19 protein-coding genes and 1 tRNA gene are annotated in these 25474 nt (G+C 68.4%); 14 read left to right on the top strand and 6 right to left on the bottom strand.

Going from position 1 to position 25474, the window contains the following annotated elements:
* Nucleotides 1-25 precede the first annotated feature (25 nt).
* Complete coding sequence (locus AC069H_RS32530) at nt 26-793, bottom strand: SDR family NAD(P)-dependent oxidoreductase (RefSeq protein WP_478234864.1); 768 nt, start codon at nt 791-793, stop codon at nt 26-28.
* A gap of 77 nt (nt 794-870) precedes the next feature.
* Nucleotides 871-2229, bottom strand: a complete 1359-nt coding sequence (locus AC069H_RS32525) for a cation:proton antiporter (protein ID WP_478234863.1) — start codon at nt 2227-2229, stop codon at nt 871-873.
* Nucleotides 2230-2397: 168 nt separating this feature from the next.
* Between AC069H_RS32525 and AC069H_RS32520 the strand changes: the two genes are divergently transcribed.
* From AC069H_RS32520 to AC069H_RS32455, 14 genes are all read left to right on the top strand, one after another.
* Entirely contained in the window at nt 2398-3087 is a 690-nt protein-coding gene (locus AC069H_RS32520) for an O-methyltransferase (RefSeq protein WP_478234862.1), read from the top strand.
* 335 nt (nt 3088-3422) lie between these two features.
* Nucleotides 3423-6635 (top strand): non-ribosomal peptide synthetase, encoded by a 3213-nt coding sequence (locus AC069H_RS32515; RefSeq protein WP_478234861.1) that lies wholly within the window; start codon nt 3423-3425, stop codon nt 6633-6635.
* A 49-nt stretch (nt 6636-6684) separates the two neighbouring features.
* Nucleotides 6685-8310 carry a tyrosine 2,3-aminomutase gene (gene cmdF / locus AC069H_RS32510; protein WP_478234860.1) on the top strand — a complete coding sequence of 542 codons (1626 nt, stop codon included), beginning with the start codon at nt 6685-6687 and terminating at the stop codon, nt 8308-8310.
* Nucleotides 8311-8348: 38 nt separating this feature from the next.
* Entirely contained in the window at nt 8349-9845 is a 1497-nt protein-coding gene (locus tag AC069H_RS32505) for a tryptophan 7-halogenase (protein WP_478234859.1), read from the top strand.
* A 14-nt stretch (nt 9846-9859) separates the two neighbouring features.
* The gene (locus tag AC069H_RS32500) at nt 9860-11218 is read left to right on the top strand and encodes a condensation domain-containing protein (protein WP_478234858.1); all 1359 of its coding nucleotides are present in this window, start codon (nt 9860-9862) and stop codon (nt 11216-11218) included.
* Nucleotides 11219-11344: 126 nt separating this feature from the next.
* Nucleotides 11345-12208, top strand: coding sequence for an SAM-dependent methyltransferase (locus AC069H_RS32495; protein ID WP_478234857.1), 864 nt, complete (start codon nt 11345-11347; stop codon nt 12206-12208).
* 105 nt (nt 12209-12313) lie between these two features.
* A complete protein-coding gene (locus AC069H_RS32490) occupies nt 12314-13537 on the top strand; it encodes a cytochrome P450 (RefSeq protein WP_478234856.1) in 1224 nt (407 codons plus the stop codon).
* 13 nt (nt 13538-13550) lie between these two features.
* Nucleotides 13551-14636, top strand: coding sequence for a hypothetical protein (locus AC069H_RS32485; RefSeq protein WP_478234855.1), 1086 nt, complete (start codon nt 13551-13553; stop codon nt 14634-14636).
* A gap of 16 nt (nt 14637-14652) precedes the next feature.
* Nucleotides 14653-16101: a nucleotide disphospho-sugar-binding domain-containing protein gene (locus tag AC069H_RS32480; protein WP_478234854.1), complete on the top strand. Its 1449-nt coding sequence runs from the start codon at nt 14653-14655 to the stop codon at nt 16099-16101.
* Nucleotides 16102-16325: 224 nt separating this feature from the next.
* Nucleotides 16326-17837 carry an MFS transporter gene (locus AC069H_RS32475; protein WP_478234853.1) on the top strand — a complete coding sequence of 504 codons (1512 nt, stop codon included), beginning with the start codon at nt 16326-16328 and terminating at the stop codon, nt 17835-17837.
* A 125-nt stretch (nt 17838-17962) separates the two neighbouring features.
* Nucleotides 17963-19141 carry a DegT/DnrJ/EryC1/StrS family aminotransferase gene (locus tag AC069H_RS32470; protein WP_478234852.1) on the top strand — a complete coding sequence of 393 codons (1179 nt, stop codon included), beginning with the start codon at nt 17963-17965 and terminating at the stop codon, nt 19139-19141.
* Nucleotides 19138-19890, top strand: a complete 753-nt coding sequence (locus AC069H_RS32465) for a class I SAM-dependent DNA methyltransferase (RefSeq protein WP_478234851.1) — start codon at nt 19138-19140, stop codon at nt 19888-19890. Before AC069H_RS32470 ends, AC069H_RS32465 begins: the two co-directional genes overlap by 4 nt.
* 269 nt (nt 19891-20159) lie before the next feature.
* Nucleotides 20160-21422, top strand: a complete 1263-nt coding sequence (locus tag AC069H_RS32460) for a sigma-70 family RNA polymerase sigma factor (RefSeq protein ID WP_478234850.1) — start codon at nt 20160-20162, stop codon at nt 21420-21422.
* Between the two features lie 118 nt (nt 21423-21540).
* Nucleotides 21541-22134, top strand: coding sequence for a dihydrofolate reductase family protein (locus AC069H_RS32455; RefSeq protein WP_478234849.1), 594 nt, complete (start codon nt 21541-21543; stop codon nt 22132-22134).
* Nucleotides 22135-22358: 224 nt separating this feature from the next.
* On the opposite strand, the gene AC069H_RS32450 is transcribed toward AC069H_RS32455, so the two are convergent.
* The 4 genes from AC069H_RS32450 to glp all read right to left on the bottom strand — a co-directional run bounded on the left by AC069H_RS32450 (nt 22359) and on the right by glp (nt 25416).
* A tRNA-Ala gene (locus tag AC069H_RS32450) sits at nt 22359-22431 on the bottom strand.
* A 71-nt stretch (nt 22432-22502) separates the two neighbouring features.
* On the bottom strand, nt 22503-23312 hold the full coding sequence (gene sepX / locus AC069H_RS32445; RefSeq protein WP_478225472.1) for a divisome protein SepX/GlpR: 810 nt from the start codon (nt 23310-23312) through the stop codon (nt 22503-22505).
* Between the two features lie 161 nt (nt 23313-23473).
* Nucleotides 23474-24145, bottom strand: coding sequence for a GNAT family N-acetyltransferase (locus tag AC069H_RS32440; protein WP_478234848.1), 672 nt, complete (start codon nt 24143-24145; stop codon nt 23474-23476).
* On the bottom strand, nt 24145-25416 hold the full coding sequence (gene glp, locus AC069H_RS32435; RefSeq protein WP_126736878.1) for a molybdotransferase-like divisome protein Glp: 1272 nt from the start codon (nt 25414-25416) through the stop codon (nt 24145-24147). The genes AC069H_RS32440 and glp overlap by 1 nt, the downstream gene beginning before the upstream one ends.
* Between the last annotated feature and the right edge of the window lie 58 nt (nt 25417-25474).

The raw sequence follows: 25474 nt of genomic DNA, 5'->3' as shown, positions 1-25474 counted from the left end.
CTTTCAAAGGGACAAAGGGTGGCCGTCAGGCCTGGACGGAGCTCATCGGGATGGAGGTGGTCAGGCCGCCGTCCACCGCGAGCTCCTGGCCCGTGATGTACGAAGACTTGGGGGAGAGCAGGAAGAGCGCGGCACTCGCGACGTCCTCCGGCAGGCCGAGCCTGCCGAGCGAAACCTGGACCCGGCACGCTTCGCGGGCCTCTTCGGTGGGCGAAATGCCGTCGAACATGTCGGTCCGGATGTACCCGGGGCTGATCGCGTTGACCCGGATCCCGGCGTCACCGAGATCGGACGCGAGCGAGCGGGCCAGGTTGATGACGGCGGCCTTGGTCGCCGCGTACACCGCGGCGAAGCCCAGCCCGCGATGCGCGAGCCACGATCCGTTGATGACCACGGATCCGCCGTTTTCCAGCAGCGGCACCGCTTTCTGGATGGTGAAGAAGACGCCCTTCAGGTTCACGCCGACGAGCTGGTCGAAGGCGGCCTCGCCGACGTACGCGCTCGGCGCGAAATCGGCCGTGCCCGCGTTGGCGAACACGCCGTCCAGACGGCCGAACCGGTCGCGGATGGCGGTGACGAGCGTGTCGAGGTCGTCGGTGCTCGCGACGTCGGTCGGCACGGTGAGGACCCGGTCTCCCGCGTTGAGCTCCTTCGCCGCCGTCGTGAGCCGCTCGCGGTCCCGGCCGGCGAGCACGACGTTCGCGCCCGCGGCGACCAATTGTCCTGCGGTGGCAAGGCCCATTCCGCTGCCGCCACCGGTGATGAGTACGGTCTTGCCGTCGAATTCAGCCATGCAGCCATGGTCACACGCGTGCGCCGGGGCGGTCCTCTCCACGCTTGCGCATCGAGAAGTGCTTGTGTGCCAAGACATCAGGCGGCCGCCGGCCGTTCGTAGCCGGATTCGGGCTCTTCGGCGCGCGCGCCTTGCCACCGTTCGTGATCGATCCGCCGAAGATGTTCTTCTTCGCTGTACTCCACCCCGTTCATGGCGAAGCGCAGCAGCGGGGGCGCCATCAGCGAGGTCACGATGGCGACCAGGACGATGATCGTGTACGTGGCCGTGTTCAGTACGCCCAGCCGTAATCCGGTCAAGGCGATGATCACCTCGACGACGCCTCGCGCGTTCATCCCCGCGCCGAGCGCGAGCCCTTCCCTCCTGCTGAGCTTGCCGAGCCGGGCGCCCAGATAGGCCCCGCCGAACTTGCCGAGGATCGCCACGACGAGCACCGCCGCCGCGGTGATCGCCACGGAAGGCTCGCCGAGCGCCGTCAGATCCATCCGCAATCCCGCCGAGGCGAGGAAGATCGGCGCGAGGACGGAGAGCACGATGGTCCGCAGCGGCGCCAGTTTGACCTGTGCCTCGGGTGAGCCGGCGACCAGCAGGCCGGCGACGAAGGCCCCGAAGATCGCCTCCATGCCGAGCGCGTGGGTGATCACCGCACCCGTCAGCACGATGATCACCGCGGTGGCGACCGCGGGCCCCGGCGCGGCGGATCGCGCGGCGGCGTTCATGATCTTGCGGACCAGGGGGCGCCCGATCGTCGCGGCGAACACGACGAAACCGATCAGATAGAGCACCGAGAGCGTGATACCGCCCGCGCTGATCCCAATGGTCGCGGCGGCCGCGACGACGGACAGCAGAAGCCAGCCGACCGCGTCGTCGATCATCCCCGCGGCCAGGGTGAGCTGGCCGATGTCGCGGTGCAGCAACCGCATGTCGCTCAGGGTCTTGGCGATGACCGGGATGGCCGTGACGCACATGGCGACCCCGAGGAACAGCGCGAAGACCAGAGGGTTCGCCTTCTCGCCCGCGGTCACCGAACTCGGCAGCAGCAGGCCGAGTGCGATGCCGAGGCCGAGCGGGACGATCAGGCCGCACAGGCTCACCAGCGCCGCGGCCTTGCCCTGACGGCGCAGGACCCGGGGATCGAGGTAGGTGCCCGTGACCCCGACGAGCAGCAGCACGCCGAGCTGGCCGACGGCGTCGAGCAGGTGCATCTGCGCCGGTTCGGACGGCAGCAGCCAGGCCGTGAAGCCCGGCGCGAGATGTCCGAGCAGCGAAGGTCCGAGGAGGACACCGGTGAGCAGTTCGCCGGTGATCGACGGCAGCCCGAATCTTTCGGCCAGCTTGCCGAGCAACCGGGCCAGTACCAGCAGAACGACCAGCGCCAGGAGAAAGATCAGCAGTGGATGCGCGGCCAACGGGGCGACTGGGGCAGCAAGGCTCACGAGCGACCTCCCAAGGGTTCGCCGATCAGTCTTCCGGCCATGTCCTCTCCCCTACCTCCTCCGCTTTGCGGGGATACGGAGACGGCCGAGCGCAATCGACAGGACGCCGCGCGGCCGCGATCGGCCGACGATGTCGGTGTATCCGGGTGCCGAGTTCCAGGAGGACCGATGGGCAGCGCGGGTTTCGCCGAAACCAAGCATTTACTGGTCGATCAAGCCACGGGCGACTACCTCGCCGCCGCCACCACGGCACCCGACCCCGTGGTGCGCTCGCTGATCGACCGCACCGCGTCGCTTGGCGAGGCGGCGGGCATGATGGCGACCGCCGCGCAGGCGACCCTCCTGACGATGCTGGCGAGGCTGGTGTCCGCGAAGACGGTGATCGACATCGGCACGTTCACCGGGTTGTCCGCCCTCGCGCTCGCCCGCGGGCTGGCCGACGGCGGGCGGGTCATCACCTGTGACGTCACCGACGACTCGCTGGCCCTCGCGCGGGAGCATTGGGAACGGGCGGGGGTGGCGGATCGCATCGAGTTCCGGCTCGGCGCCGCCGGGCGGACGCTGACCGGACTGGCCGAGGGGACGAGTGCCGATCTCGTCTTCATCGACGCGGACAAGATGAACTATCCGAAGTACTACCGGCTCGCCGCGTCCTTGGTGCGTCCCGGCGGTCTGCTGATCGCGGACAACGTGCTGCTCGACGGCCACGTCGTCGACCCGGCGCTCGCCGAGCCGGGGCTGCCGCGCCTGTGCGCCGAAACGCTGCGGTCGTTCAACGCCGCCCTCGCCGCCGACGACCGGTTCGACGTCGTCATGCTTCCCTTCGCGGACGGGTTGACCATCGCGCGGAAGAAGTAGCTTCGATCACTGCGGCCAAGGCGCCTTTCCGGTAACGGGAAGGCGCCTTTTCTTTTACCGGTGAAACCAAGGTGTTTCACATATTTACGACGTGAAGAACACATGGGCCGAATTGTCCGTATCGCCCTTGTGTCCGGTCGGGGAGGAGCGGGACGCTGCACGGTGACTTTGTTGCTGTCAAAGGCAAGCAGGTCGTAGCCGCGCTAGGGTGACGCCCTGTCTTCCTGCCGGGTCGCCGCATTCGAAAAATACGTCCTTTCCGGCGGGAATTCACCGCGCGGGAAACGGCAATTCGTGAGATGCCGCGCCCGCTTTCGCCGTGTGACGATGCAAATATGCCAGAGGAACGCGGAACCACCGCTTCTGAAGCGCCGGGGCCGCGCGCCTTCCCGGTCGTGACGTCATCCGCGCAGGACGCGGTGTGGCTGCTCGACCGGGTCGCGTCGTGGCGGCCGGCGCATCAGGTGTGCCGCGCGTTCGAAATCTCCGGCCCGCTCCGGGTGGAAGCGTTGCGCGCGGCCTGGTTCTCGGTCGTCGGACGGCACGAAATCCTGAGGACCACGTTCGACGGCGTCGCGGGCCGTCCGGCGCCGAGCGTCTCCGCGGGCACGGACTCGTTCCGCTACGTCGATCAGAGCGACCTGTCCCCGGACGGCCACGACGCGCGCACCGAGCGGCTGGCCGCCGAGCCGCTGGACCTCGCGGCCGGGCCGGTCGCCAGGCTGACCGTGCTCCGGCTGAGCGCCACCGTGCATCGCGTCGTCCTCGTGCTGCACCGGGCTGCCGCCGACGACCGTTCGCTGTCGCTCGTCCTGGACGAGCTGTCCGCGTCCTATCCGGACCCGGCATCGCCCGGCCCTGTCCCGCCCCCGTACGCCGTCCACGCGGCCCGGGAGCGCGCTCGGCAGGAGACCGCCGAGTTCCGGCGGCTCCTGCGGTGGTGGAAGACGGAACTGACGCCGGTACCCGATCCGCCCGTCCTGCCGGTGGAGCGGCCCCGGTTCACCAGGCCGCCCGCGGCCGACGGCGCTGTCCCGTTCTCGTGGGAGGCACTCGGCTCCGCGCTCGCCGGGCTGTGCCGGGTGGAGCGCACCACCCCGCTCGCGGTGCTGCTCGCCGCGTTCCAGACGGTGCTGTACCGGTACGGCGGCGGCGACCGGGTTCCCGTCGGTGTCCCGGTCAGCACCCGCACGGAGGGCTGCGAAAAGACGATCGGCCCGTTCGGCAACACTCTGGTGCTCTGCGGCGATTTCGCCGGACGGCCGACGTTCCGCGAGCTCGTCGCCAGGAGCACCGCGAAGGTGCGTTCGGCCTTCGAGCGACGGGCCGTTCCGTTCGGCAGGCTGCTGAGGGACCTCGACGTCGACCGCGATCCACGCCGGACACCCCTGTGCGACGCGATGCTGGTCGTCCACGACGAACCGGAGGCCGTGCCGCGTCTCGCCGGAACGACGGTCCGGCGGTACGACCTCGGCCGGATCGGGCACCCTCGCCCTTGGCAGCCCGCCGAACTCACCTTGATCGTCACCGGAATCGGGTCGTCGATCGACGGAGCGCTCGAATTCCACGGCGACCTGCTCCGGCCGGAGCAGGCGGCGGTACTGCTCGACCAAACGCGCACGCTGCTGGCCGGAGCGCTGGCGAAGCCGGACACGGTGGTGGACGAGCTTCCCCTCGACGACGCCGAGCGGTCCGCCGAGATCGCCCGTGCGGCGGACCGGAGCGACGAGCCGCCCGCCGCGGTCCCCGTGCACGAACTGGTCCGCGGGCACGCGGAGCGCATCCCCTCGGCCGACGCGGTCGTCTGGAGCGGCGGCCGGGTGACCTACGCGGAACTCGAGCGCGACGCGCTGGCGGTCGCCACCCGGCTGCGCGCGCTCGGCGTCGCGGGAAAGGCCGCCGCGGTCCGGATGACCCCGGGGCCGCACCAGCTCGCGGCGTCCTTGGGCGCGCTGCGAGCGGGCGCGCATCTGCTCTGGTTCGGCACCGGCGACGCGGGCGAGCGGGCCAAGTCGATTCTCGCCGAGCTGCGGCCGGCGTGCCTGCTGCTGGCCGGTGACGCGGACGCCGACGAACTGGCGGGCTACTACCGGGACGAACTCGGTGGCCGGATCGTGGACGTCACGGCGCCCGGCCACGCGGCCGCCGCCGGGGCGGGCGGCGAACGCGTCACCCCGGACGACCCGGTCTACGTGGCCTACACGTCGGGCTCGACCGGGAAACCGAAGGGCGTCGCCCAGTCCCATGGTTCGTTCGCCCAGTTCGTCACCTGGTTCGCGGGCGAATTCGGATTCGGGCCGGAAGCACGCGTCGCGGCCTGGGTCGCGCCGGAACACGATCCCAGTATCTGCGAGGTGTTCGCGGCCCTCGCCGGTGGCGCGACCTTGTTCCCGGTGCCGGAGAACGTCCGGGTGCATCCGGAGAAACTGGCGGACTGGCTCGCCGGGGAGCGGATCACGTTCCTGCAGACCGTGCCCAGTTTCGCGCGGGAGCTGCTGACCGCGATCACCGGTGGGCGGGCCGCCCGCCCGGTTTCGCTGCGGCACCTGGTGCTGATGGGGGAGGCGCTGCCCGCCGACCTGGTCGCCGGGCTGCGTGCGGAGCTGCCGGAGACCCGCGTCGCGAACATGTACGGACCGACCGAGACGATCGCGGCCACCTGGTGCGTGCTCGACACGCCCGTCGCCGGGACCGTGCCGATCGGCAGGCCGATCCCCGGCAGGCAGGTGCTGGTGCTGGACGGCGCGGACCGGCCGTGCCCCACCGGGGTCACCGGCGAGATCGTGATCCGCGGCCCGCACGTCGCGCGCGGCTACCTCGGCGGTGACGAACGGGGCGGCGCGTTCCGTCCGGTGCGCCAGGACTCGGACGGCGACCGGGAAATCCGCTGCTACCGCACCGGCGATCTCGCCCGCGTCCGGTGGGACGGCCAGCTGGAGTTCCGTGGCCGCAAGGACTTCCAGGTCAAACTGCAGGGCAACCGGATCGAGCTCGCCGAGGTCGAGGCCGCGCTCGCCGGGCACGAGTCGGTCGCGGAATGCGTGGTGGTCCCGCTGACCGGCCAGGACGGCCTGGTCGCGCAGCTGATCGCCTATGTCGTGCCGCGGGACTCGGCGCCGGTCAAGGAGTGGCGGACGCGCCTGCGCCGCCGGTTCGGCGCGTCGATGGTGCTGGTGTCGTTCGAGATCCTGGCCGGTGCGTTGCCGCGCAACCTGGCGGGCAAGGTGGATCGCCGGCGGCTGCCCCCGCCGCGTGCCCTGCGGGCAGGTGCCGGGAGGGCACCCGAGACCTGGGTGGAACGAGAGGTCGCCGCCATCTGGTCGGACCTTCTCGGTGTCACCGAAGTCGGCGCCGATGACGGTTTTTTCGCCTCCGGCGGGCATTCCCTGTTGATCCCCGAACTCGCCGTCCGCCTACGGGAGCGGTTCGGCGTGGCGATCCCGAGCTGGGATTGCTTCGAAAACTGCACGGTCTCCGGTCTGTCCGCGTTGCTCGGATCGGCGGGCGTGCGGGAAGACCCGGACGGTGTGCGGGACATGGCGGTATGAGCGGTTCGGGCAGCGACGAGTGCTGCCGTCCAAGTGATGGAGGAGAGCGATGACCCTGGTCGAGGAGGCCGTTGTTTTCAACGGCGAGACGCTGGACATTGCCGATGTCCGGCGGGTTGCCGAAGACCGAGTGCCGTGCCGAGTGTCGCCGTCCGCTCTGGAGAAAGCGGCCAAATGCCGGACGATGTTCGAGGACATCGTCCGCCAGGAGATCCCGATCTACGGGGTCACCACCGGCTACGGCGAAATGATCTACATGCTGGTCGCCACCTCGGAGGAGGTGGCGCTGCAGACCAACCTCGTCCGCAGCCACAGCGCCGGTGTCGGACCGCTGTTCTCCGAGACCGAGGCGCGAGCCATCGTCGCCGCGCGGCTGAACGCGCTCGCCAAGGGCCACTCCGCGGTGCGGCCCGAGGTGCTGGAGCGTCTCGCGTTGTACCTCAACCTGGGGATCACGCCCGCGATCCCGGAAATCGGTTCCCTCGGCGCGAGTGGTGACCTCGCCACCCTGTCGCATATCGCCTCGACGCTCATCGGCGAGGGCTACGTCCTCCGTGACGGCGAGAAGGTCCCGACCCGCGAGGTCCTCGACGAGTTCGGCATCGAGCCGCTCGAACTGCGGTTCAAGGAAGGCCTCGCGCTGATCAACGGCACTTCCGGGATGACCGGGGTCGGCTCGCTCGTCGTGCACAAGGCGCTCGAGCAGGTGCGGCAGGCCGAAATCGTCACCGCGCTCCTCATCGAGGTCCTGCAGGGGTCGAACAGCCCGTTCCTCCGTGAAGGGCACGACATCGCGCGGCCGCACGCCGGCCAGATCGACACCGCGGCGAACATGCGGGCGCTGATGAGCGGGAGCAAGCTCACCGTCGACCACGCCGATCTGCGGCGCCAGGTCGCCGATCGGGGCGAGCGCGGCGGTGCCGACGGGAAGCTGCACGACGACGGCGTCCAGCGCACCGAGATCTACCTGCAGAAGGCGTACTCACTGCGCGCCATCCCCCAGGTGCTCGGCGCGGTGCGGGACACCCTCTATCACGCGACGACGAAGCTCGACATCGAGCTCAACTCGTCCAACGACAATCCGTTGTTCTTCGAGGGCCAGGAGATCTTCCACGGCGCGAACTTCCACGGCCAGCCGATCGCGTTCGCGATGGACTTCGTGACGATCGCACTGACCCAGCTCGGCGTGCTCTCCGAGCGGCAGACCAACCGGGTGCTGAACCGGCACCTGTCCTACGGTCTTCCGGAGTTCCTCGTCAAGGGCGACCCCGGGCTGAACAGTGGTTTCGCCGGCGCCCAGTACCCGGCGACCGCGCTGATCGCGGAGAACCGGACCATCGGCCCGGCGAGCACGCAGAGCGTTCCCTCCAACGGCGACAACCAGGACGTCGTCAGCATGGGCCTGATCGCCGCCCGCAACGCCCGCCGGGTGCTGCAGAACAACGAAAAGATCCTCGCGGTCGAGTTGCTCGCCGCGGCGCAGGCGGTCGACATCTCCGGCCGGGTCGCCGGGCTCAGCCCCGTCGCGAAGGCCACCTACGACGCGGTGCGCGCGCTCGTCCCGACCCTCGACGAAGACCGCTACATGTCCGACGACATCGAGACGATCGCCGAGGCGGTCTCCCGTGGTGACTTCCTCGCCGCCGCCACGGGGGCAGGCGCCGAACTTCGGTGAAAGCCCGCTCGACGGCATTGGATCAGGAGGACTGACACGTGAGCACTGAGAACGAATACGACGTCGTCGTGGTCGGCGGCGGGCCCTGCGGTTCGACCGTCTCGACCCTGGTGGCGATGCAGGGACATCGGGTGCTGCTGCTCGAAAAGGAGCGGTTCCCCCGCTATCAGATCGGGGAGTCGCTGCTCCCGGCGACGGTGCACGGGATCTGCAGCCTGCTCGGGGTGACCGAAGAGCTCGAGCGGGCGGGGTTCGTCGTCAAACGTGGCGGGGCGTTCCGCTGGGGACGCAACCCCGAGCCGTGGACGTTCTCGTTCTCGGTCTCTTCGAAGTTCGCCACCGAAGGGTCGACCGCCTATCAGGTCGAGCGGTCGAAGTTCGACCAGATCCTGCTCGAGAACGCCCGCCGCAAGGGAGTCGACGTCCGCGAGGAGGCGTCGGTGGTGGACGTTCTCGAGGACGGCGACCGGGTGACCGGAGTGCTGTACGCCGACGAGGACGGGGTCCGGCGTGAGATCCGCGCCCGCTACGTCGTCGACGCGTCCGGCAACAAGAGCCGGATCCACGGCCGGGTCGGCGGGAAGCGGCACTATTCCGAGTTCTTCCGCAACATCGCGCTGTTCGGCTACTTCACCGGCGGCAAGCGGCTGCCCGCACCCAACGAGGGCAACATCCTCGCCGCCGCGTTCGAATCCGGGTGGTTCTGGTACATCCCGCTTTCGGACGAGCTGACCAGCGTCGGTGCCGTGCTGATGCCGGAGGCGCTCGAACGGGCGAAGGGGGACCGCGAGAAGGCGCTGCTCGACCTGATCGAGGAATGCCCGCTGATCGCGTCGTTCCTCGCCGACGCGAAACGGGTCACCGAGGGCCAGTACGGCGAGATCCGCGTCCGCAAGGACTACTCCTACATCCAGGAGAAGTTCTGGCGGCCGGGGCTCGTGCTCGCCGGCGACGCCGCCTGTTTCATCGACCCGGTGTTCTCCTCCGGTGTGCACCTGGCGACCTACAGCGGCCTGCTGGCGGCCCGTTCGCTCAACACGGCGCTGCGCGGTGAGGTCGACGAGACGATCTGCTTCGAGGAGTTCGAGTCGCGGTACCGCGGTGAGTACGCGCGCTTCCACGACTTCCTGGTCGGCTTCTACGACATGCACCAGGACGAGAACTCGTACTTCTGGAAGGCGAAGAAGGTCACCAACAACGTCGCCTCGGATCTGGAGGCGTTCGTCGAGCTGGTGGCGGGCGGGGCATCGCACGAGCACGCCCTCGTCGATCCCACGTCCTATGTGGACTCTCGGGCGGCCGCGTTCCGCGAGCTGACCGAGGCCGTCGAACAGCCGGTCACGGTGGCCGGTGAGGACCGCGATCTGCTGCAGACCTCCTTGGCGAAGGCGGTGTCGAAGGAAGGGGCCCGGATCCAGGTCCAGGCCGTCGTCGGCGCGAACGCCGACGAGACCGTCCCGGTGCGGGACGGGGGCCTCGTCCCCTCTCGCGACGGCCTGCACTGGTCGTTGCCCGCGCAGCGGCTCGCGAGCTGAAAGGAACAGTTGTCATGGGCGAGACGTCCGGTGTGCCGGAGCGGTTTCCGCTGTCGTTCCAACACGATTTCCTGCGGATGATGGACAGGGGGGACGGCACCGGTCCGTTCGGCCCCCGGTACGTCATCGTCGGCGGCTGGCGGGTCCACGGCGAGATCGACCTGGCCGCGCTGCGCGGTGCCGCGGCCGATGTCGTCGAGCGGCACGAGGCGCTCCGCACCCGGGTCGTCCTCGACGAGAACGACCCGCACCAGGTGATCCTGCCGCCTGTCTCGCCCGAGTTGCGCGAATGCGTGCTCGACGGGAGCGCGGACCGGGACGCGGTGGCCGACCTCTTCCTCAACGAGATCGAGGCGGGCGAGTTCGGCGCCGACGAACAGCCGCTGGTCCGTTTCCTGCTCGGCCGGTTCGACGAACGGGACGCGGTACTCGCGTTCGTCGCGCATCACACCGCCGTCGACGGCTGGTCGGCGCAGGTGCTCGTCCGCGATCTCGTCGCCCGCTACGCGGCGCGGCGGGACGGGGCGGCGGACGGGCTCCCCGCGGTGCGGCAGATGCGGGATTACGTGGCGTGGCAACACGAGAACGCGGACTCCCCGGCGGTGCACCGGGCGCGTGAGTTCTGGCGGGAGAACCTGCGGGGCGGGCGCGTGGTGGCGATGCGGACGGACCTGCCCCGTTCGCCCGACGCCACGTTCCTGACCTCGTGGCACCGGTACACCCTCGAGCCGGAGTTCAGCGTGGCGACCGTGGAGATGGCGGCGGAGACCCGCAGTTCCGTCTTCATGGTCCTGCTGGCCGCGTATCTCACGTACTTGCGGGACGAAACCGGCGAGTCCGATCTGGTCGTGCCGACGTTCACACCGGGACGCCATCCCACGTGGACTCAGGAAAGCGTCGGGTATTTCTTCAACTTCCTTCCGCTGCGCGTCGATCTCGCCGGATGCGCGGACTTCCGGGAGGTCGTCGCCAAGACGCGGGCGGCCTGTGTTTCGGCGTACACACACGAAATCCCGTTCGCCCAGATCATCGCGGAGGCGCCGGAGCTGATGAACGCCGTCATGGAACCCCACGGCGCGGCCTGTGTGTTCCAGGCGGTCCAGTCGCCGTTCACCATGACCGACGAGGAACACGGCGGCGTGCGCTGGACCGCCATCCGGCGGCGGCTGAGGTCCGCGCCCGTGGGAACCCAGATTCCCAACGGAGCACTGTGGTCGCTCGAACTGGACCCGGCCGGGGACATCCTCGGCAAGTTCGGGTTCAACACCAATCTCTTCTACGAGAGCACGATCACCGGAACGGCGGACGGCTTGCGGCGAACCCTGCGCGAGACCCTCGTCGAGCCCTACGAAATCCGGCGCCGGGCCGCCTGACCGCGTGGCTTCGCCTCGCGCAACGTACGAGATGACAAGCGGAAACCGCCGCGGATACCTTGATGGACAAGTGAATCCGCCGATGTCGAGCGCGCGTTTCCATCAGCACAAGAGGTGAGGGAAGCCATGACCGAACTGGGGACGATCTCGGATGAGCTCGGCAAGATGTACGACCAGACCACGCCCCTGTCCATCGCGCTGAACGACGGGCAGGAGCATCTGGCGTACTGGTACGGAAAGGACGACGACACAACGGTTTTCGAGGCGGCGCAGCGGATCACCCGCAAGGTGGCGGACACCTTGTACCTGCGTCCCGGGGAACGCCTGCTGGACGCCGGCTGCGGTGTCGGCGCCCCCGCGGTGCTCGTCGCGAAGGAAACCGGCGCGCTGGTGACGGGGATCACCGTCAGCGCGGCGCAGGTCGCCGAGGGGGAGCGGCGTGCCTTCGAGAGCGGGCTTTCCCGGAGCGTGCGGTTCGAACGCGGTGACTACCAGTCGATCGCTTACCCGGACGGCAGTTTCGACGCGATCATGGCGATCGAGTCGCTGATGCACGCGCCCGATCTGGAGGCCGTGCTCGCCGAGTTCCATCGCGTGCTCCGCCCCGGCGGACGGCTCGCTCTTTCCGACTGCACCCGGGAACCGGGGATGAGCGACGACGAGTTCACTCAGCTGTCAGAAGCGTTCAAGATGCACTGTCTGCTGACGATCCCGCAGTGGGTCGAGACGCTGAAGCGGGCGGGTTTCGTCGTCGAGGAGTACATCCAGTGCGGTCCTCGGGTCTACGGCATGGGTTTGCGCTATCTCGACCGGGCGAACGAGCTGCAGGACGAGCTGGTCTCGGACTTCGGTGAAGAAGCCATCGAGAACCTGAAACAGGGCTACCGGAACTATTTCGGGGCAGGCGGGGAACGCATGGGCTACGGAATCATCGCGGCCCGCAAACCCGCCGAAGGGCGCTGCTGCGCCAAATGCGGGACCACGTACTGATCCCGCCGAACGCCTGTGACGGAAATCCTTCACAGGCAAGACTTTCCGCTCGCCGGGGCCTGGGGAGATGGCACCGGAGTCCCTCATATCCGAGAGAAGGGTGCCATGACCACCACGCCGTTGCACGCCGAAAACCCGCCGGAGTACCCGATCCCGCGGAAGTGCCCGTACCGGCCGGCGAGTGAGCTCGTCGACCTGAGGAAGCACAGCCCGATGACCAAGGTGCGGCTCTACAACGGGCGCACCGCGTGGCTGGTGACCGACACCGAGGCCGCCCGCACCGTCCTCGCGGACCACCGCAAGGTGTCCATCAGCGCCAAGGTCGGGAACTTCCCGATGCTGAACGAGGAGTTCGAGGCGATCGTCGACAGCGGTTTCGCCGAGGTGCTCTTCGGCGCGGACCCGCCCGTGCACACCCAGCAGCGGCAGATGATCATGCCGAGCTTCACGATGCGGCGCGTCGACCGGCTGCACTCGGACATCCAGCGCATCGTCGAAGAGAAGTTCGACGAGATGATGAGCCAGGGGAACACCGGCGACATCGTCGCCCAGTTCGCCCACCCGGTCCCCTCGCTGGTGATCAGCCTGCTGCTCGGTGTCCCCGCCGAGGAACGCGAAGAGTTCGACGAGCCCGCCAGGAGGCTGTTCTCGGCGGAACCGGGCCAGGCCGAGCAGGCGATGACCGACCTGAACGCCTACCTGGAGAAGCTGATTTCGCACAAGGAGGCCAATCCGGGCGCCGGTCCGGTCGGTCTCGTCGACGACCTCGTCGAGAACCAGCTGAAGGGCGGCAAGGTCGACCGGGCCACCCTGATCCAGCTCGCGCTGGCGATGCTGGTCGCCGGCACGGACACCACGACGAACGTGATCTCGCTCGGCACGCTGGCGCTGCTGGACAACCGGGAGCAGTGGGACGCGCTGGTCGCCGACCCGGGTCTCGTGCCGAACGCGGTCGCCGAGATGCTGCGGTACGTCTCCCTGATCGAGCAGTACGGCCGGGTCGCGACCGAGGACATCGACCTCGGCGGCCACGTGATCAAGGCGGGCGAAGGAATCCTGATCAGCTCGGTCGGCGTCGCGTTCGACCCGGCGACGACCCCCGATCCGTTCCGGTTCGACATCACCAGGGAGCCGGGGGCGAACATCGCGTTCGGTCACGGCGTGCACCGGTGCCCCGGTGCCGAGCTGGCGCGGCTCGAACTCGAAATCACGTTCCGGGCGATGATCGCGCGCATGCCGAACCTGCGGATCACCATTCCGCACGACCAGGTCCCCGGTAACAACGACGGGACCCTGCAGCGGCTCTTCGCGCTGCCGGTCGCCTGGTGAGGGGGAAGACACGATGACGAACTACCGTGGTGTCGCCTACGACACGGGCACCAACTTCGCCACCGGCCAGGGCGAGCTCTCCAGGAACGTGTGGAGCGACTCGCTGATGCAGACCGAGATCGACGTCATCAGCTCGGACCTGAACTGCAACTCGGTCACGGTCTTCGGCACGGATCTCGATCGGCTGACCGCCACCGCGACCGCCGCGGTGGACCGCGGCCTGCACGTGTACCTCCAGCCGCGGCTGGTGGAAGGTACGCAGCAGGAGATCCTCGATCATCTCGCCGAGGGCGCCCGGCTCGCCGAGTCGCTGCGCGGCGACGGCGCTCTGATCAGCTTCGGCGTGGGCGCCGTGCAGCTGATCTTCACCCCCGGGCTCATCGAGGGCGGCTTCTATCACGAGCGGATGGCGAATGTCTTCGCCGACGCGAACCACTTCCTGCTCCACCCGACCGCGCAGGTCGACACGGCGGCCGCCGCGCCCCTGCTCAACGAGTTCCTCGGCAAGGCCGCGGCGGTGGCGAGGGCGAACTTCGAGGGCGAGGTCGGCTACTCGGCCGCGCCGTTCGAGGACGTGGACTGGGACCCGTTCGACTTCGTCGGCATCCAGTATCACTGGACGCCGAAACCCCGGACGCGCGAAGGGCATCTGGCGTTCATCGACGGATACCGCAAGTGGAACAAGCCGATCCGGATCACCGAATACGGGACGGCGACCTACACCGGCGCCGAGCAGAAGGCGTTCTTCGTCTGGGACATCGCCGACCGCAGCGGCGAGGTGCCGACGATCGTCGACGGCTACGTCCGTGACGAGCGCGCCCAGGCAGGCTACCACCGGAAGATGCTGGATCTGTTCGAGACGGCGGGCGTCGACGGCGTCACGGTCTCGGAACTGATCCACCCGACCCATCCGCATTCGCCCGATCCGCGATACGACCTGGACATGGCGAGCATGGCCGTCCTGAAGACCATCAGGGACGACTTCTCGGATGTGAACTCCACCTATCGGTGGGAGAAGAAGGAATCGTTCCACGCGATCGCCGACCACTACGCGCGAGCCGTTTCCGGTCACGGGGACAGTTCCGCACGAGTCGCCTGAGGAGGGGTGAGTCCCGATGCGAGTGTTGTTCACCGTCTATCCGTCGTTCGCCCACCTGTGGCCGATCGTGCCCTGTGCCTGGGCGCTGCAGAGCGCCGGGCACGAGGTCCGGGTGGCCACGCACGCCAGCTTCGCGGACGCCGTCGCCGGCGTCGGTCTCTCGCCGGTGGGGCTGGGCGACCCGAACGCCAACGAGGCGCGGATGCGCCCCGACGCGAAGGCCCCGCCCGGGCCAGAGGACGTCCTGCACTACGCCGAGGTCCTCGGCCTCGACGAAGAGGGCCGTGAGCACTGGATCGCCTTCTACCAGTATCTGCTGAACGCGGTGTCCGACTACGTCCGGACCGACCTTCCGGACGCGTCGGACCTGGTGAGCTTCGCCAAGGTGTGGAAACCGGACCTGGTCATCTGGGATCCGACGTTCGCGTCCGGTCCGGTCGCCGCCCGCGCCTGCGGTGCCGCCCATGCCCGGTTCCTCATGGGCCCGGACTGTTTCGCGTGGAGCATGGACAAGCTCGCCGAGCGCCGTGCCGAGCTCCAGGCGGCGGGCCTGTCCGAAAACCCGCAGGCGGATCTCCTCCGGCCGCTCGCCGAGAAATACGGGATCGAAGTCGACGACGAACTGATGTACGGGCAATGGTCCATCGACCCGCTGCCGCCCGGCCTCGGCCTGCCGAACAGCTCGACCCGTATTTCGATGCGTTACGTGCCCTATTCGGGCACCGAAACGCTGCCCGAATGGCTGTACGAGCAGCCGGAGCGGCCGCGGATCGCGCTGACGCTCGGCGAATCCACCCGCCGGTTCATCAAGGGGGACTGGGGCCGCACGCCGGCGATCATGGAGGCGGTGGCCGATCTCGACGTCGACGTGATCGCGACCCTGAACGAACTGCAGATGGACGGGGTCGGCACCCTGCCGGCCAACGTGCGGCGGATCGAGTGGGTCCCGCTGACCTATCTGCTGCCGACCTGCTCGGCGATCATCCACCACGGCGGGATGGGGACCTTCGCCGCGTCGATCGCGTTCAAGGTGCCGCAGATCGTTTGCGACACCGACGAATCACTCCTGATCCGGGCCGTCGAGGAGGAGCCGTCGGGCGGGCTGTGCCCGCGGTGCGCGGTCGCCGGGGACCAGGGCGCGCTGGACTCGGGCACGTACCGGGTCGGCTGGGAATTCGGGGTGCGCGAGGAGGCCCGCGAGAAGGTCACGCAGTGGGAAATGCCGGCGAAGAAGCTGGAATCGACTCCCACCGCGAACTACGTGCTGGGCCGCGGCAACGGTGTGCGGCTCGATCACCGGACCCAGTCGGTCGACGAGATCCGCAAGTCGATCCTCCAGGTCGTGACCGAACCCGCGTTCGGAGAAGGCACGGAAGCCGCGTATCAAGAGTGGCTTTCCCGCCCGAGCCCGCACGAAATCGTTCCGATGCTCGAAAAACTGACCGAGTCGAATCGTAGGCGCTGAAGGCCTGCCCGGCGACGGAAGTTCCCATTTGCCCCCGATGTCGCATTTTGAAAGATGCCGCCGACGCTGAGTCTTGACACGCTTACAGATAGTGGGACCCGTGATGGTGCCCTTTGAACATTCCGAGAGAGGTGAGGTTTGTGTCTGTTGACGAGGCGGTCCCTCGAGCAGGTCGGCGTGAATGGTTGGGATTAGCGGTATTGGCCCTGCCGACAATGCTGACGATGCTGGACATTTCGGTGTTGTTCCTTGCGTTGCCGAGCTTGTCAGCGGATTTGGGAGCTTCCGCGTCGGAGCAATTGTGGATCAGTGATATCTACGGATTCCTGATCGCCGGTTTCCTGGTCACCATGGGCACGCTCGGCGACCGGATCGGCAGGCGCCGGGTGCTGCTCTTCGGTGCCGCGGCGTTCGGGCTGGCCTCGATTCTCGCGGCGTATTCGACCTCGCCGGAGATGCTGATCGCGGCGCGGGCGTTGCTTGGTATCGCCGGTGCGACGATCATGCCGTCGACCTTGGCGCTGATCTTCACCATGTTCCCGAATCCGAAGCAAATGGGTGTCGCGTTCTCGGTCTGGGCCGGGGCGATGACGGCGGGGGTCGCGTTGGGCCCGGTCGTCGGTGGTGTGCTGCTGGAGAGCTTCTGGTGGGGATCGGTCTTCCTGATCGGTGTCCCGGTGATGCTCCTGCTGCTGGTGACCGGACCGTTCCTGCTGCCGAACACGAAGGAAGCGAGCCCGGGACGGCTCGACCCGGTCAGTGTCATCCTGGTGCTGGCCGCGATCCTGCCCTTCATTTACGGTTTCAAGGAGCTGGCGCGGATCGGCTGGGACACGCTCTCGGTCGTGGCGATCGTCGTCGGTGTGGTGTTCGGCATCGTGTTCGTCCTCCGTCAGCGGCGGCTGGAGAACCCTCTGCTGGACGTGCGGCTGTTCGCGATCAAGGCGGTGAGCGGCGCGCTGCTGCTGTCGTTCCTGATCGCCGCGGTCCAGGGCGGCGCGGGGCTGTTCATCGCGCTGCAGCTGCAGCTCGTCGAAGGCTTCAGCCCGATGAACGCCGGACTGTGGCTGCTGGTGCCGACCGTGGTGCTGCTGGCCGGGATCTTCATCAGTTCGGCCGTCGCCAAGAAGATCCGGCCGGCCTACGTGCTGGCGGCGGGCACCCTGATCTCGGCGATCGGCATGTTCGTCCTGACGCAGGTGACCGCGACCACGGGCGTGGCGCTGCTGATCGTCGGCTTCACCATCGTGTACCTGGGCGTCAGCCCGGTCGGCCCGCTGGTCAGCCAGATGGTCGTCCCGGCCGCTCCCGAGGACAAGGCGGGTTCGGCGTCTTCGCTGTCGTCGACCGGTGGTGAGCTGGGCGTCGCGCTCGGTGTCGCCGCCATCGGCAGCATCGGCACCGCCGTCTACCGCAGTGAGGTGACCGTTCCCGCCGAGATCGCGGGGACGGCGGACGGCGCGACCGCGGGCGAATCCCTCGCCGGGGCGCTCGAGATCGCGAAGAACCTGTCCACGTCGGTGGCCGACTCGCTCATCACCTCCGGCAAGGAGGCGTTCACCTCCGGGCTGAACGTCGTCGCGGTGGTCTGCACGATCGCGTTCGTGGGGCTCGCCGGTGTCGCGATCGCGACTCTGCGGCACGTCCCGCCGATGAGCGGCGACCACGGTCACGGGGACGAGGAAGCTCCGGAGGCCGTCGCCGAAGAAGAGCGCGCTCCGGTGGCCAGCGCGTAGAACGCAACCGAGAGACCGCCCGGCTGGCGACAGCCGGGCGGCTCTGGTGACCGGTCGGTGCTCGCCGTCGGGCGGGGCGGACCAGCAGTGGAAAACCCGTGCGGAGAGGAGTCATAGTGCCCGGGATGATCAATGTGGTTCAGCCGTCGTTGGGCGAACGTGAGCTGTCGGCCATTCGAGAGGTGTTCGAGAGCAACTGGGTCGGCCGCGGTGCGAAGGTGGAGGAGTTCCAGGAGGGCTTCGCCGGCCACATCGGCGTCGGCAAGGACCACGTGCTGTCGGTGAACTCGTGCACGGAAGCGACTTTCCTCGCGATGGAACTGGCCGATATCGGGCCGGGTGACGAGGTCGTGCTGCCGACGATCTGTTTCGTCGGCGTCGCCAACGCCATCGCCTCCCGCGGCGCGCGGCCGGTGTTCTGCGACGTCGATCGGCGCACCCTGAATCCGACCGTCGCCGACATCGAGGCCGTCCTGACCCCGAGGACCAAGGCGGTGGCGATCCTGCACTACGGCGGCTATCCGGGCGAGGTCGCCCAGATCGCGGCTCTCTGCAAGGGGCGGGGGATTCAGCTGATCGAGGACGCCGCGGTCTCGGTCGCGTCCACTGTGGACGGAAAGGCCTGTGGCACGTTCGGCGATTTCGGCGTGTGGAGTTTCGACTACGGCAAGATCGTGGTGACCGTGGACGGCGGGATGCTGTACGTCCGCGACCCCGAACTCGCCGCTCGCGCGCCCAAACTGGCGTACTTCGGGCTGGAACAGACCAGCGGCTACAACGAGGCGCTGCGCTCCCGCACCCGCTGGTGGGAGTTCCAGGTTTCGTCGTTCTCGCGGCGGTCGATCAGCAATGACGTGCTCGCCGCCGTCGGAAGTGTGCAGCTGGACCGCCTGCCGGGATTCATCGAACGCCGGGCCGAGATCGCGGCCCACTACGACCGGGAACTAGCCGGCGTCGACGCCCTGCACCAGCCGCCGCCGTTGCCCGAAGGGCACACGACCTCGCACTACATGTACTGGATCCAGCTCGACGACGGTATCCGGGACGACGTCGCGCGCGACCTGTACGCGCGAGGTATCTACACCACCTTCCGCTACGCGCAGCTGCACAAGGTCAAGGCCTACGGTGCGAACGTGCGGCTGCCCCGGTCCGACGCCGCGTCGGCGAGCACCCTGCTCCTGCCGATCCACCAGGGCCTCTCGGACGCCGACGTGGAGCGCATCGTCGGCGCTGTTCGTGACAGTGTCAGTGAGCGCCGTGAGCAGGGGCGCCATTCGGCTTCTCCAGTAAGGAAAGCGGCATGACCCTCCAGGCTGAGACCTCCGACAACAACGTCTACGACGACGACCTGAGCGAGATCTACGACCAGATCTACACCAACCGCGCCCGCGACTACCAGGCCGAAGCGGCGCTGCTGGCCGCCATCGTCCGCGCGCGGCGGCCGGAAGCGGCCTCATTGCTGGACGTGGCGTGCGGGACGGCCGAGCACCTGGCGGCGCTGAAGCCGACCTTCACCCGCCTTGAGGGCCTGGAGCTCTCCGCGCAGATGAGGGAACGAGCCCGCGCGAAGGTTCCCGGTGTGCGGATCCACGAAGGCGACATGCGGCAGTTCGACCTCGGCCGCACCTACGACGCGGTCTGCTGCCTGTTCAATTCGATCAGCTTCATGGCAACGACCGATGAGCTGGACAGTGCCATCGCCAGCATGGCGAGGCACCTTTCGCCGGGCGGTGTCCTCGTCATCGATCCGTGGTATTCCCCGGAGCAGTACATCGAGGGCTATGTCTCCGATTCCGTCACCCGGAGCGACGGCCGGACGATCGCCAGGGTTTCACATTCGGCGCGAGAAGGTCGCCGGGTCCGGCAGGAGGCGCACTTCGTCACCGCGGATTCCGCTGGTATCAACCACTTCGTCAATGTGCAGCGATTGACCTTGTTCACTCGCGACGAGTACGCCGCCGCGCTGGAAAAGGCGGGCTGTGCCGTCGAATTGGTCGAGGGGACGGACTCGCTTTCGCCGGACACCGGAACCTTCGTCGGTGTTCGCCGATAGTCCCGGACATGATCTCCTACCGATCGTTTCATGAATAATTCACGTTTGCGATGATCGGCTGGCGGCCCTTGGCATTGCGTGGCTTAATGCGTAATGTCAAGGGCCGGTCTAGTATTTGGTGGTGCGTCATGCCTGACGAGGGTTGCCGAACCTGCGGCAAGCCGCTGCCGCGGCAGCCGGGCAAAAGGGGCAGGACATCGGCTTACTGTTCGGCGGCCTGCCGCCAGAAGTCGTATCGGAACCGGCACACCTCGGCGGAGCGGGATCGGGTGACCGATTTGATCGCCGACATCGAGAAGCGGATCACCGGTCTCGCGCCGCAGCGTCCCGATGCCTTCTACGCCGACGTCGTCGGTCTGTCGTCCTCGGTGAGCAGGCTGCGCCGCATCGCCCGTGTCGCCCTGGACGCGGCCGAGGCGGGCACCGGCTCGCCCGCGAAGGCGGAACCGCCGAAAAACGTAACACCGGACCGCGTGACGGAAACGCCGCCGTCTGCCGAATGCCCGGACGAGACCGACGACGTGGTGTCACCGGAGGCGGTGCGGACCGGTGATGAGGGCGCGTTCGCGGCGCTGGTCGAACGGCATCGGCGGGAACTGCAACTGCACTGCTACCGGATGGTCGGTTCCTACGACGAGTCCGAAGACCTGGTGCAGGAGACCTTCCTGCGAGCGTGGCTCAAACGCGACGGCTTCGAGGGACGGTCCAGCTTTCGAGCCTGGCTGTACCGCATCGCCACCAACGCGTGCCTCGACTTCCTTCGGCGGCACTCGCGTCGGCCTCAGCACTACGAGGCCTCGGCGGGGGTGACCCAAGGCAATCCCGAGCCGCCTTCGCGCATCACCTGGCTGCAACCCTATCCGGACGAGCTGCTGAACGAGGTCGTCTCGACCGAGCAGGAGCCGGACGCGGCGGTGGTGTCGAGGGAGACCGTGGAGCTGGTGTTCCTCGCCGGTATCCAGTATCTGCCGCCACGGCAGCGGGCGGTGATGATCGTGCGGGACGTGCTCTCCTGGCCCGCCGCGGAGGCCGCGGAACTCCTGGAGATGAGCACGGCTTCGGTCAACAGCGCTCTGCAACGCGCCCGTTCGACCCTGCGCAAACATCTCCCCGAGCGGCGGTCGGAATGGACGCGGCAGGCCGGGCCGACGGAGGACGAGCAGGCCGTCCTGCGTCGCTACATCGCCGCCACCGAGGAGGACGACGTCGCGGCGATGGCCGAACTGCTGCGTGAGGACGCCCTGCTGACGATGCCTCCCGAAGATCTGTGGGTGTCCGGCAGGGAGTCGATCACGAAATTCCTCGGCCCGGTCATCGATCCCGGGTCGCCGCGTTATTTCGGACGCTGGCGGCATCTGCCGACCGTCGCGAACCGGCAGCCCGCCGCCGCGGGTTACGTGCAACGGCCCGGTACGCAGGTATTCCGGGCCCAGGTGCTCGACGTGCTGCGGATCGAAGACGGCGAGATCGCGGAGGTCATGTCGTTCGAACCGCACCTGTTTCCGGCGTTCGGCCTGCCCCTGACCTTGTGACCTGCACTAATGGGTGAATCCCCGCCCGGGCCGATTAGTCGTCCGGACTCCGTACGTCTCAATAAGCGAACTTCGTGGCGAAACGACCACGGACCGCAACTGATGAACGGAGAAGTCGATGGGCAAGGTTGTCGCGGACATGTCGATGTCGCTTGACGGGTTCGTCGCCGACCCTTCCGATGGGGTCGACAAGGTTTTCGGTTGGTACGGCACCGGTGATGTCGCCGTCGCGTCCGCTCACCCCGACATCACCTTCCAGGTGAGCGAGAACAGCGCCGCGTATCTGCGTGAGGCCATCGCCGACACCGGCGCGCTGGTCTCGGGTCGCCGCACCTTCGATCTCGCCGAAGGATGGGACGGGAAGCACCCGACGGGCGTGCCGGTCTTCATCGCCACCCACAGCGTCCCGGACGGCTGGCCGCGCGCGGACGTGCCCTTCACTTTCGTAACGGACGGGATCGAAAGCGTTATCGCGCAGGCGAAGGCCGCCGCGGGCGACAAGTCGGTCTGCGTCGCGAGCCCCAGCATCGCCCAGCAGTGCCTGGAGGCCGGGCTCCTCGACGAGATCCAGGTCGCGGTGGTGCCCGTGCTTCTCGGCGACGGTATCCGCCTCTTCGAGCGGTTCAAGGACCTCGTGGTCGACCTGACCGGTCCCCGGGTCGTCGAAGGAAAGGGCGTGACCCACCTCGTCTATGGCGTGAAATCCGCCTGAGTGACCACGGCGCCGATGGCCCGTGCCCACCGTGGGCACGGGCCATTGTCTTGTGTGCCGGCCGCCACCGGTGAGTACGACGGCAACGTAAAGGCCGCTCCCTCCCGAAGGAGAAAGCGGCCTGCGACTTGCTTGAACTTGTCTTTGGTGATGGGGTTGCACCCCCACAAGACACGCGGAACAGAAAAGGCCCGCGCCCTCTGCGGGCACGAGCCAGATATCTGTGGAGCTGAGGGGAATCGAACCCCTGACCTTCTCGATGCGAACGAGACGCGCTACCAACTGCGCTACAGCCCCTGGTGAATCTTGCCCCTCATTGGGAGCTCCATGAGCCTATCAGTGGCTCATGGAGCCCCGAACAAGGGGGGTCACTCTCCGGAGGCCCGGCGGAAAGGCCTGGTCCCGGGCTCGTCGAGCTCGTGGAAGGCCGGGTCCTCGTCGTCGAGGTCGACGACGACGGCTTGGCGCCGCAGGCGGGACATCGGGGACGGCTTGCGTTCCACGACGGCCGGGCGTTCGGTGGCGACGACCTCGATGTCCTCAGGGGACTCGTGGGTTTCGTCGTCCTCGACCGCCGGGCGGCGCGGGGCGCGGGTGCTGTTGAAACGGGCGAGGCGGCGCTGCCGGATCTCGTTCTCGATGCGGACCTGGCGGCGCAGGTACACGAGGTAGCCGATGAGGACGGCGTCGACCACACCGTTGGCCCACCAGACCGTCGGGGTCAGGAAGCCGGCGACGGCCGCGGTGGTGACCACCAGCACCAGGAGGGCGATGACGATCCGCTGCCGGAACGCGTACTTGGCGCGCGCGGCGATGTCGGCCGCCTCCGGGTCGAATCCGCCCCGGCCTGGCCGGTAGCCGGTGCTTTGGCGTTCTCTTTCGGGCCGGGCCGTGCGCGAGGGCTGGGGAAGCGGCTCGGCCTCCGGTGCCTCGTCTTCGAGGTCGGCGTCGAGTTCCGCCTCGAGTTCCGCCAGGTCGTCTTCTACCGATGGTTCCGTGTTCTCCGCCATCGCGAACTCCTCCGGTCCCTCGTGGCGTGTGCTCCCGCTCCGCACGACTCGCGCCGCCAAGGCCGAGTCCGTCGTCCGTGCGACCTGCTGGCGCTTGCGGGCGACCATGGGCACGAGAACGACGAGCCATGCCGCTGCGAGCGCGACGATGATCACCGAACTGGGCATCTCCCGTCACCTCCCCCGATCCACTGCTGTAGTCACGCTAGCCACAACAGTCACACACGCCGCGCAGACTCGCCGGTTCCGATCACGGAAAATGCATCACCAAATTAGGTGAATCTCACAGCTTGTGGTAACGCGGTCACCGGAACGACCCGGTAACGGGGTCAAACGCGCTCCGCGAGGCCTCTCGCGACGAGCCGCGAGACCAGTCCGTCACCGGTCTCCTCCTTGGTGACGGCGTAGCAGAAATGGTCCCGCCAGCCGCCCGCGACATCGAGGTAGCGCTCGAAAAGTCCCTCTCGCCGATAGCCCGATTTGGCGAGAACCCGCAGGCTGGGGGTGTTTTCGGGGCGGACGGTCGCCTCGAGCCGGTGCAGCCCGCCGAAATCGAAGACATGGTCGGTGACGAGGGCGACGGCGCCGGTCGCGACGCCGCCGCGGACGATGTCCGACGACACCCAGTAGCCGATCCAGGCGGATCGGAGCGACGCTCGGATGACGTTACCCACAGTGATCTGTCCGGCGAAGCGTCCATCCACCGTGATGGTGAACGGGAGGCATTGCCCGCGCCGGGCGAGGCCGCGTAATGCCAGCCATTGGGACGGCCATGACCAATACGCGTTGCGCTCCGGCCACGGCCCGACGCCGGTCGGTTCCCACATTTCGAGGTGCTCGCGGTCCCGCAGCCGGACGCGGCTCCAGTCGCCGGCGTCCCGCAGCCGGACCGGCCGGACGGCGAGGATCCCGGCGGGCACCCGGAGCGGGCCCAGCTTCGCGGGCCAGCCCGGATGCCTGCTCTCGATCGGATACGCGACGCCGGAAATCGGTGCGCCCATTACGCCCGCTGGGCCAGGAAGGTCACCTTGACCTGCTCGCCCGCGGCGACCTCGGTGAGGTCTTCGTCGATGTTGATCAGGCAGTTCGCCTCGGCGAGCGACGCGAGCAGATGCGCGCCGGAGGTGCCGAGTGGCTGCACCAGGTACTCGCCGTTGCCCTCGTCGCGCAGCAGCTGGCCGCGCAGGAAACCCTTGCGTCCCTTGGTCGAGGTGATCGGGGAGAGCAGCCGCGCGCCGACGATCCGGCGGTGCGGGTTGCGGGTGCCGCGCGCGGCGCGGATCAGCGGGCGGACCAGGACCTCGAACACGACCAGCGCGCTCATCGGATTGCCGGGGATGAGGAACGTCGGCACCGAATCGGGGCCGAGCCTGCCGAAACCCTGCACGGAACCGGGGTGCATGGCGACGCGGGTCATGTCGATGTGGCCGAGGTCCGACAGCGCCGCGTGCACCTCGTCGCCCGCGCTGCCGCCGGCGCCGCCCGCGACGACCACGATCTCCGACATCAGCAGGCGGCCTTCGACGACCTCCCGCAGGCGTTTCGGGTCGCCGGGGACGATGCCGACGCGGCTCACCTCGGCGCCCGCGTCCCGCGCGGCCGCGGACAGCGCGTAGGAGTTGACGTCGTAGACCTGCCCGACCGACGGGGTGCGGTCGATGTCGACCAGCTCGTCGCCCACGGACACGATCGACACCCGGGGCCGCGGGTAGACCAGGACCTTCGCCCTGCCGACCGCGGCGAGCAGGCCGACCTGGGCCGAGCCGATGGTGTCGCCCTTGCGTACGGCGACGTCGCCGATCTGCACGTCCTCGCCGGTCCGGCGCACGTAGGCCGCCGACGGCACGGATTTGTGCACGGTGACCTTGGCCTGGTGGCCGTCGGTGTAGGCGGTCGGGACGACGGCGTCGGCGAGCGTCGGCAGCGGCGCGCCGGTGTCGACCCGCACGGCCTGGCCGGGCTGCAACCGCCGCGGCTGGCGGGAACCGGCGGCGATCTCGCCGACCACCGGCAGCTGCACCGGCTCCTGGCCCGCGGTGCGGACGTCGACGCTTCGTACCGCGTAGCCGTCGACGGCGGCCTGGTCGAAACCGGGCAGCGCGTGTTCGGCGACGACCTCTTCGGCGCACAGGAGGCCCTGGGCCTCGGAGATGGCGACCCGGACCGGGCGCGGGCGCACCGCGGCGTCCAGGGTCAGCGCGATCTGATCCTCGACGGAACGGAACTGTCCCGCGTCTTCGGTCTCGGCCGCTTCGGCGATGGGCTCCGTCATGACTGGGGGATCTCGATCCGTTCGTTCGACCAGGCACGCGATGTGGGCCCGTCGGTGA

The organism is Amycolatopsis sp. NPDC043887, from assembly GCF_056435665.1.
Note: the sequence above shows the minus strand (reverse complement) of the source record. Positions and strands in the feature narration are given on the sequence as shown.

Excerpts from the sequence above, each read along its gene's own strand:
- AC069H_RS32530 (WP_478234864.1), bottom strand. The coding sequence starts at position 793 with ATGGCTGAATTCGACGGCAAGACCGTACTCATCACCGGTGGCGGCAGC.
- AC069H_RS32520 (WP_478234862.1), top strand. The coding sequence starts at position 2,398 with ATGGGCAGCGCGGGTTTCGCCGAAACCAAGCATTTACTGGTCGATCAA.
- AC069H_RS32515 (WP_478234861.1), top strand. The coding sequence starts at position 3,423 with ATGCCAGAGGAACGCGGAACCACCGCTTCTGAAGCGCCGGGGCCGCGC.
- cmdF (WP_478234860.1), top strand. The coding sequence starts at position 6,685 with ATGACCCTGGTCGAGGAGGCCGTTGTTTTCAACGGCGAGACGCTGGAC.
- AC069H_RS32500 (WP_478234858.1), top strand. The coding sequence starts at position 9,860 with ATGGGCGAGACGTCCGGTGTGCCGGAGCGGTTTCCGCTGTCGTTCCAA.
- AC069H_RS32495 (WP_478234857.1), top strand. The coding sequence starts at position 11,345 with ATGACCGAACTGGGGACGATCTCGGATGAGCTCGGCAAGATGTACGAC.
- AC069H_RS32490 (WP_478234856.1), top strand. The coding sequence starts at position 12,314 with ATGACCACCACGCCGTTGCACGCCGAAAACCCGCCGGAGTACCCGATC.
- AC069H_RS32485 (WP_478234855.1), top strand. The coding sequence starts at position 13,551 with ATGACGAACTACCGTGGTGTCGCCTACGACACGGGCACCAACTTCGCC.
- AC069H_RS32480 (WP_478234854.1), top strand. The coding sequence starts at position 14,653 with ATGCGAGTGTTGTTCACCGTCTATCCGTCGTTCGCCCACCTGTGGCCG.
- AC069H_RS32475 (WP_478234853.1), top strand. The coding sequence starts at position 16,326 with ATGCTGGACATTTCGGTGTTGTTCCTTGCGTTGCCGAGCTTGTCAGCG.
- AC069H_RS32470 (WP_478234852.1), top strand. The coding sequence starts at position 17,963 with ATGATCAATGTGGTTCAGCCGTCGTTGGGCGAACGTGAGCTGTCGGCC.
- AC069H_RS32465 (WP_478234851.1), top strand. The coding sequence starts at position 19,138 with ATGACCCTCCAGGCTGAGACCTCCGACAACAACGTCTACGACGACGAC.
- AC069H_RS32455 (WP_478234849.1), top strand. The coding sequence starts at position 21,541 with ATGGGCAAGGTTGTCGCGGACATGTCGATGTCGCTTGACGGGTTCGTC.
- sepX (WP_478225472.1), bottom strand. The coding sequence starts at position 23,312 with ATGCCCAGTTCGGTGATCATCGTCGCGCTCGCAGCGGCATGGCTCGTC.
- AC069H_RS32440 (WP_478234848.1), bottom strand. The coding sequence starts at position 24,145 with ATGGGCGCACCGATTTCCGGCGTCGCGTATCCGATCGAGAGCAGGCAT.
- glp (WP_126736878.1), bottom strand. The coding sequence starts at position 25,416 with ATGACGGAGCCCATCGCCGAAGCGGCCGAGACCGAAGACGCGGGACAG.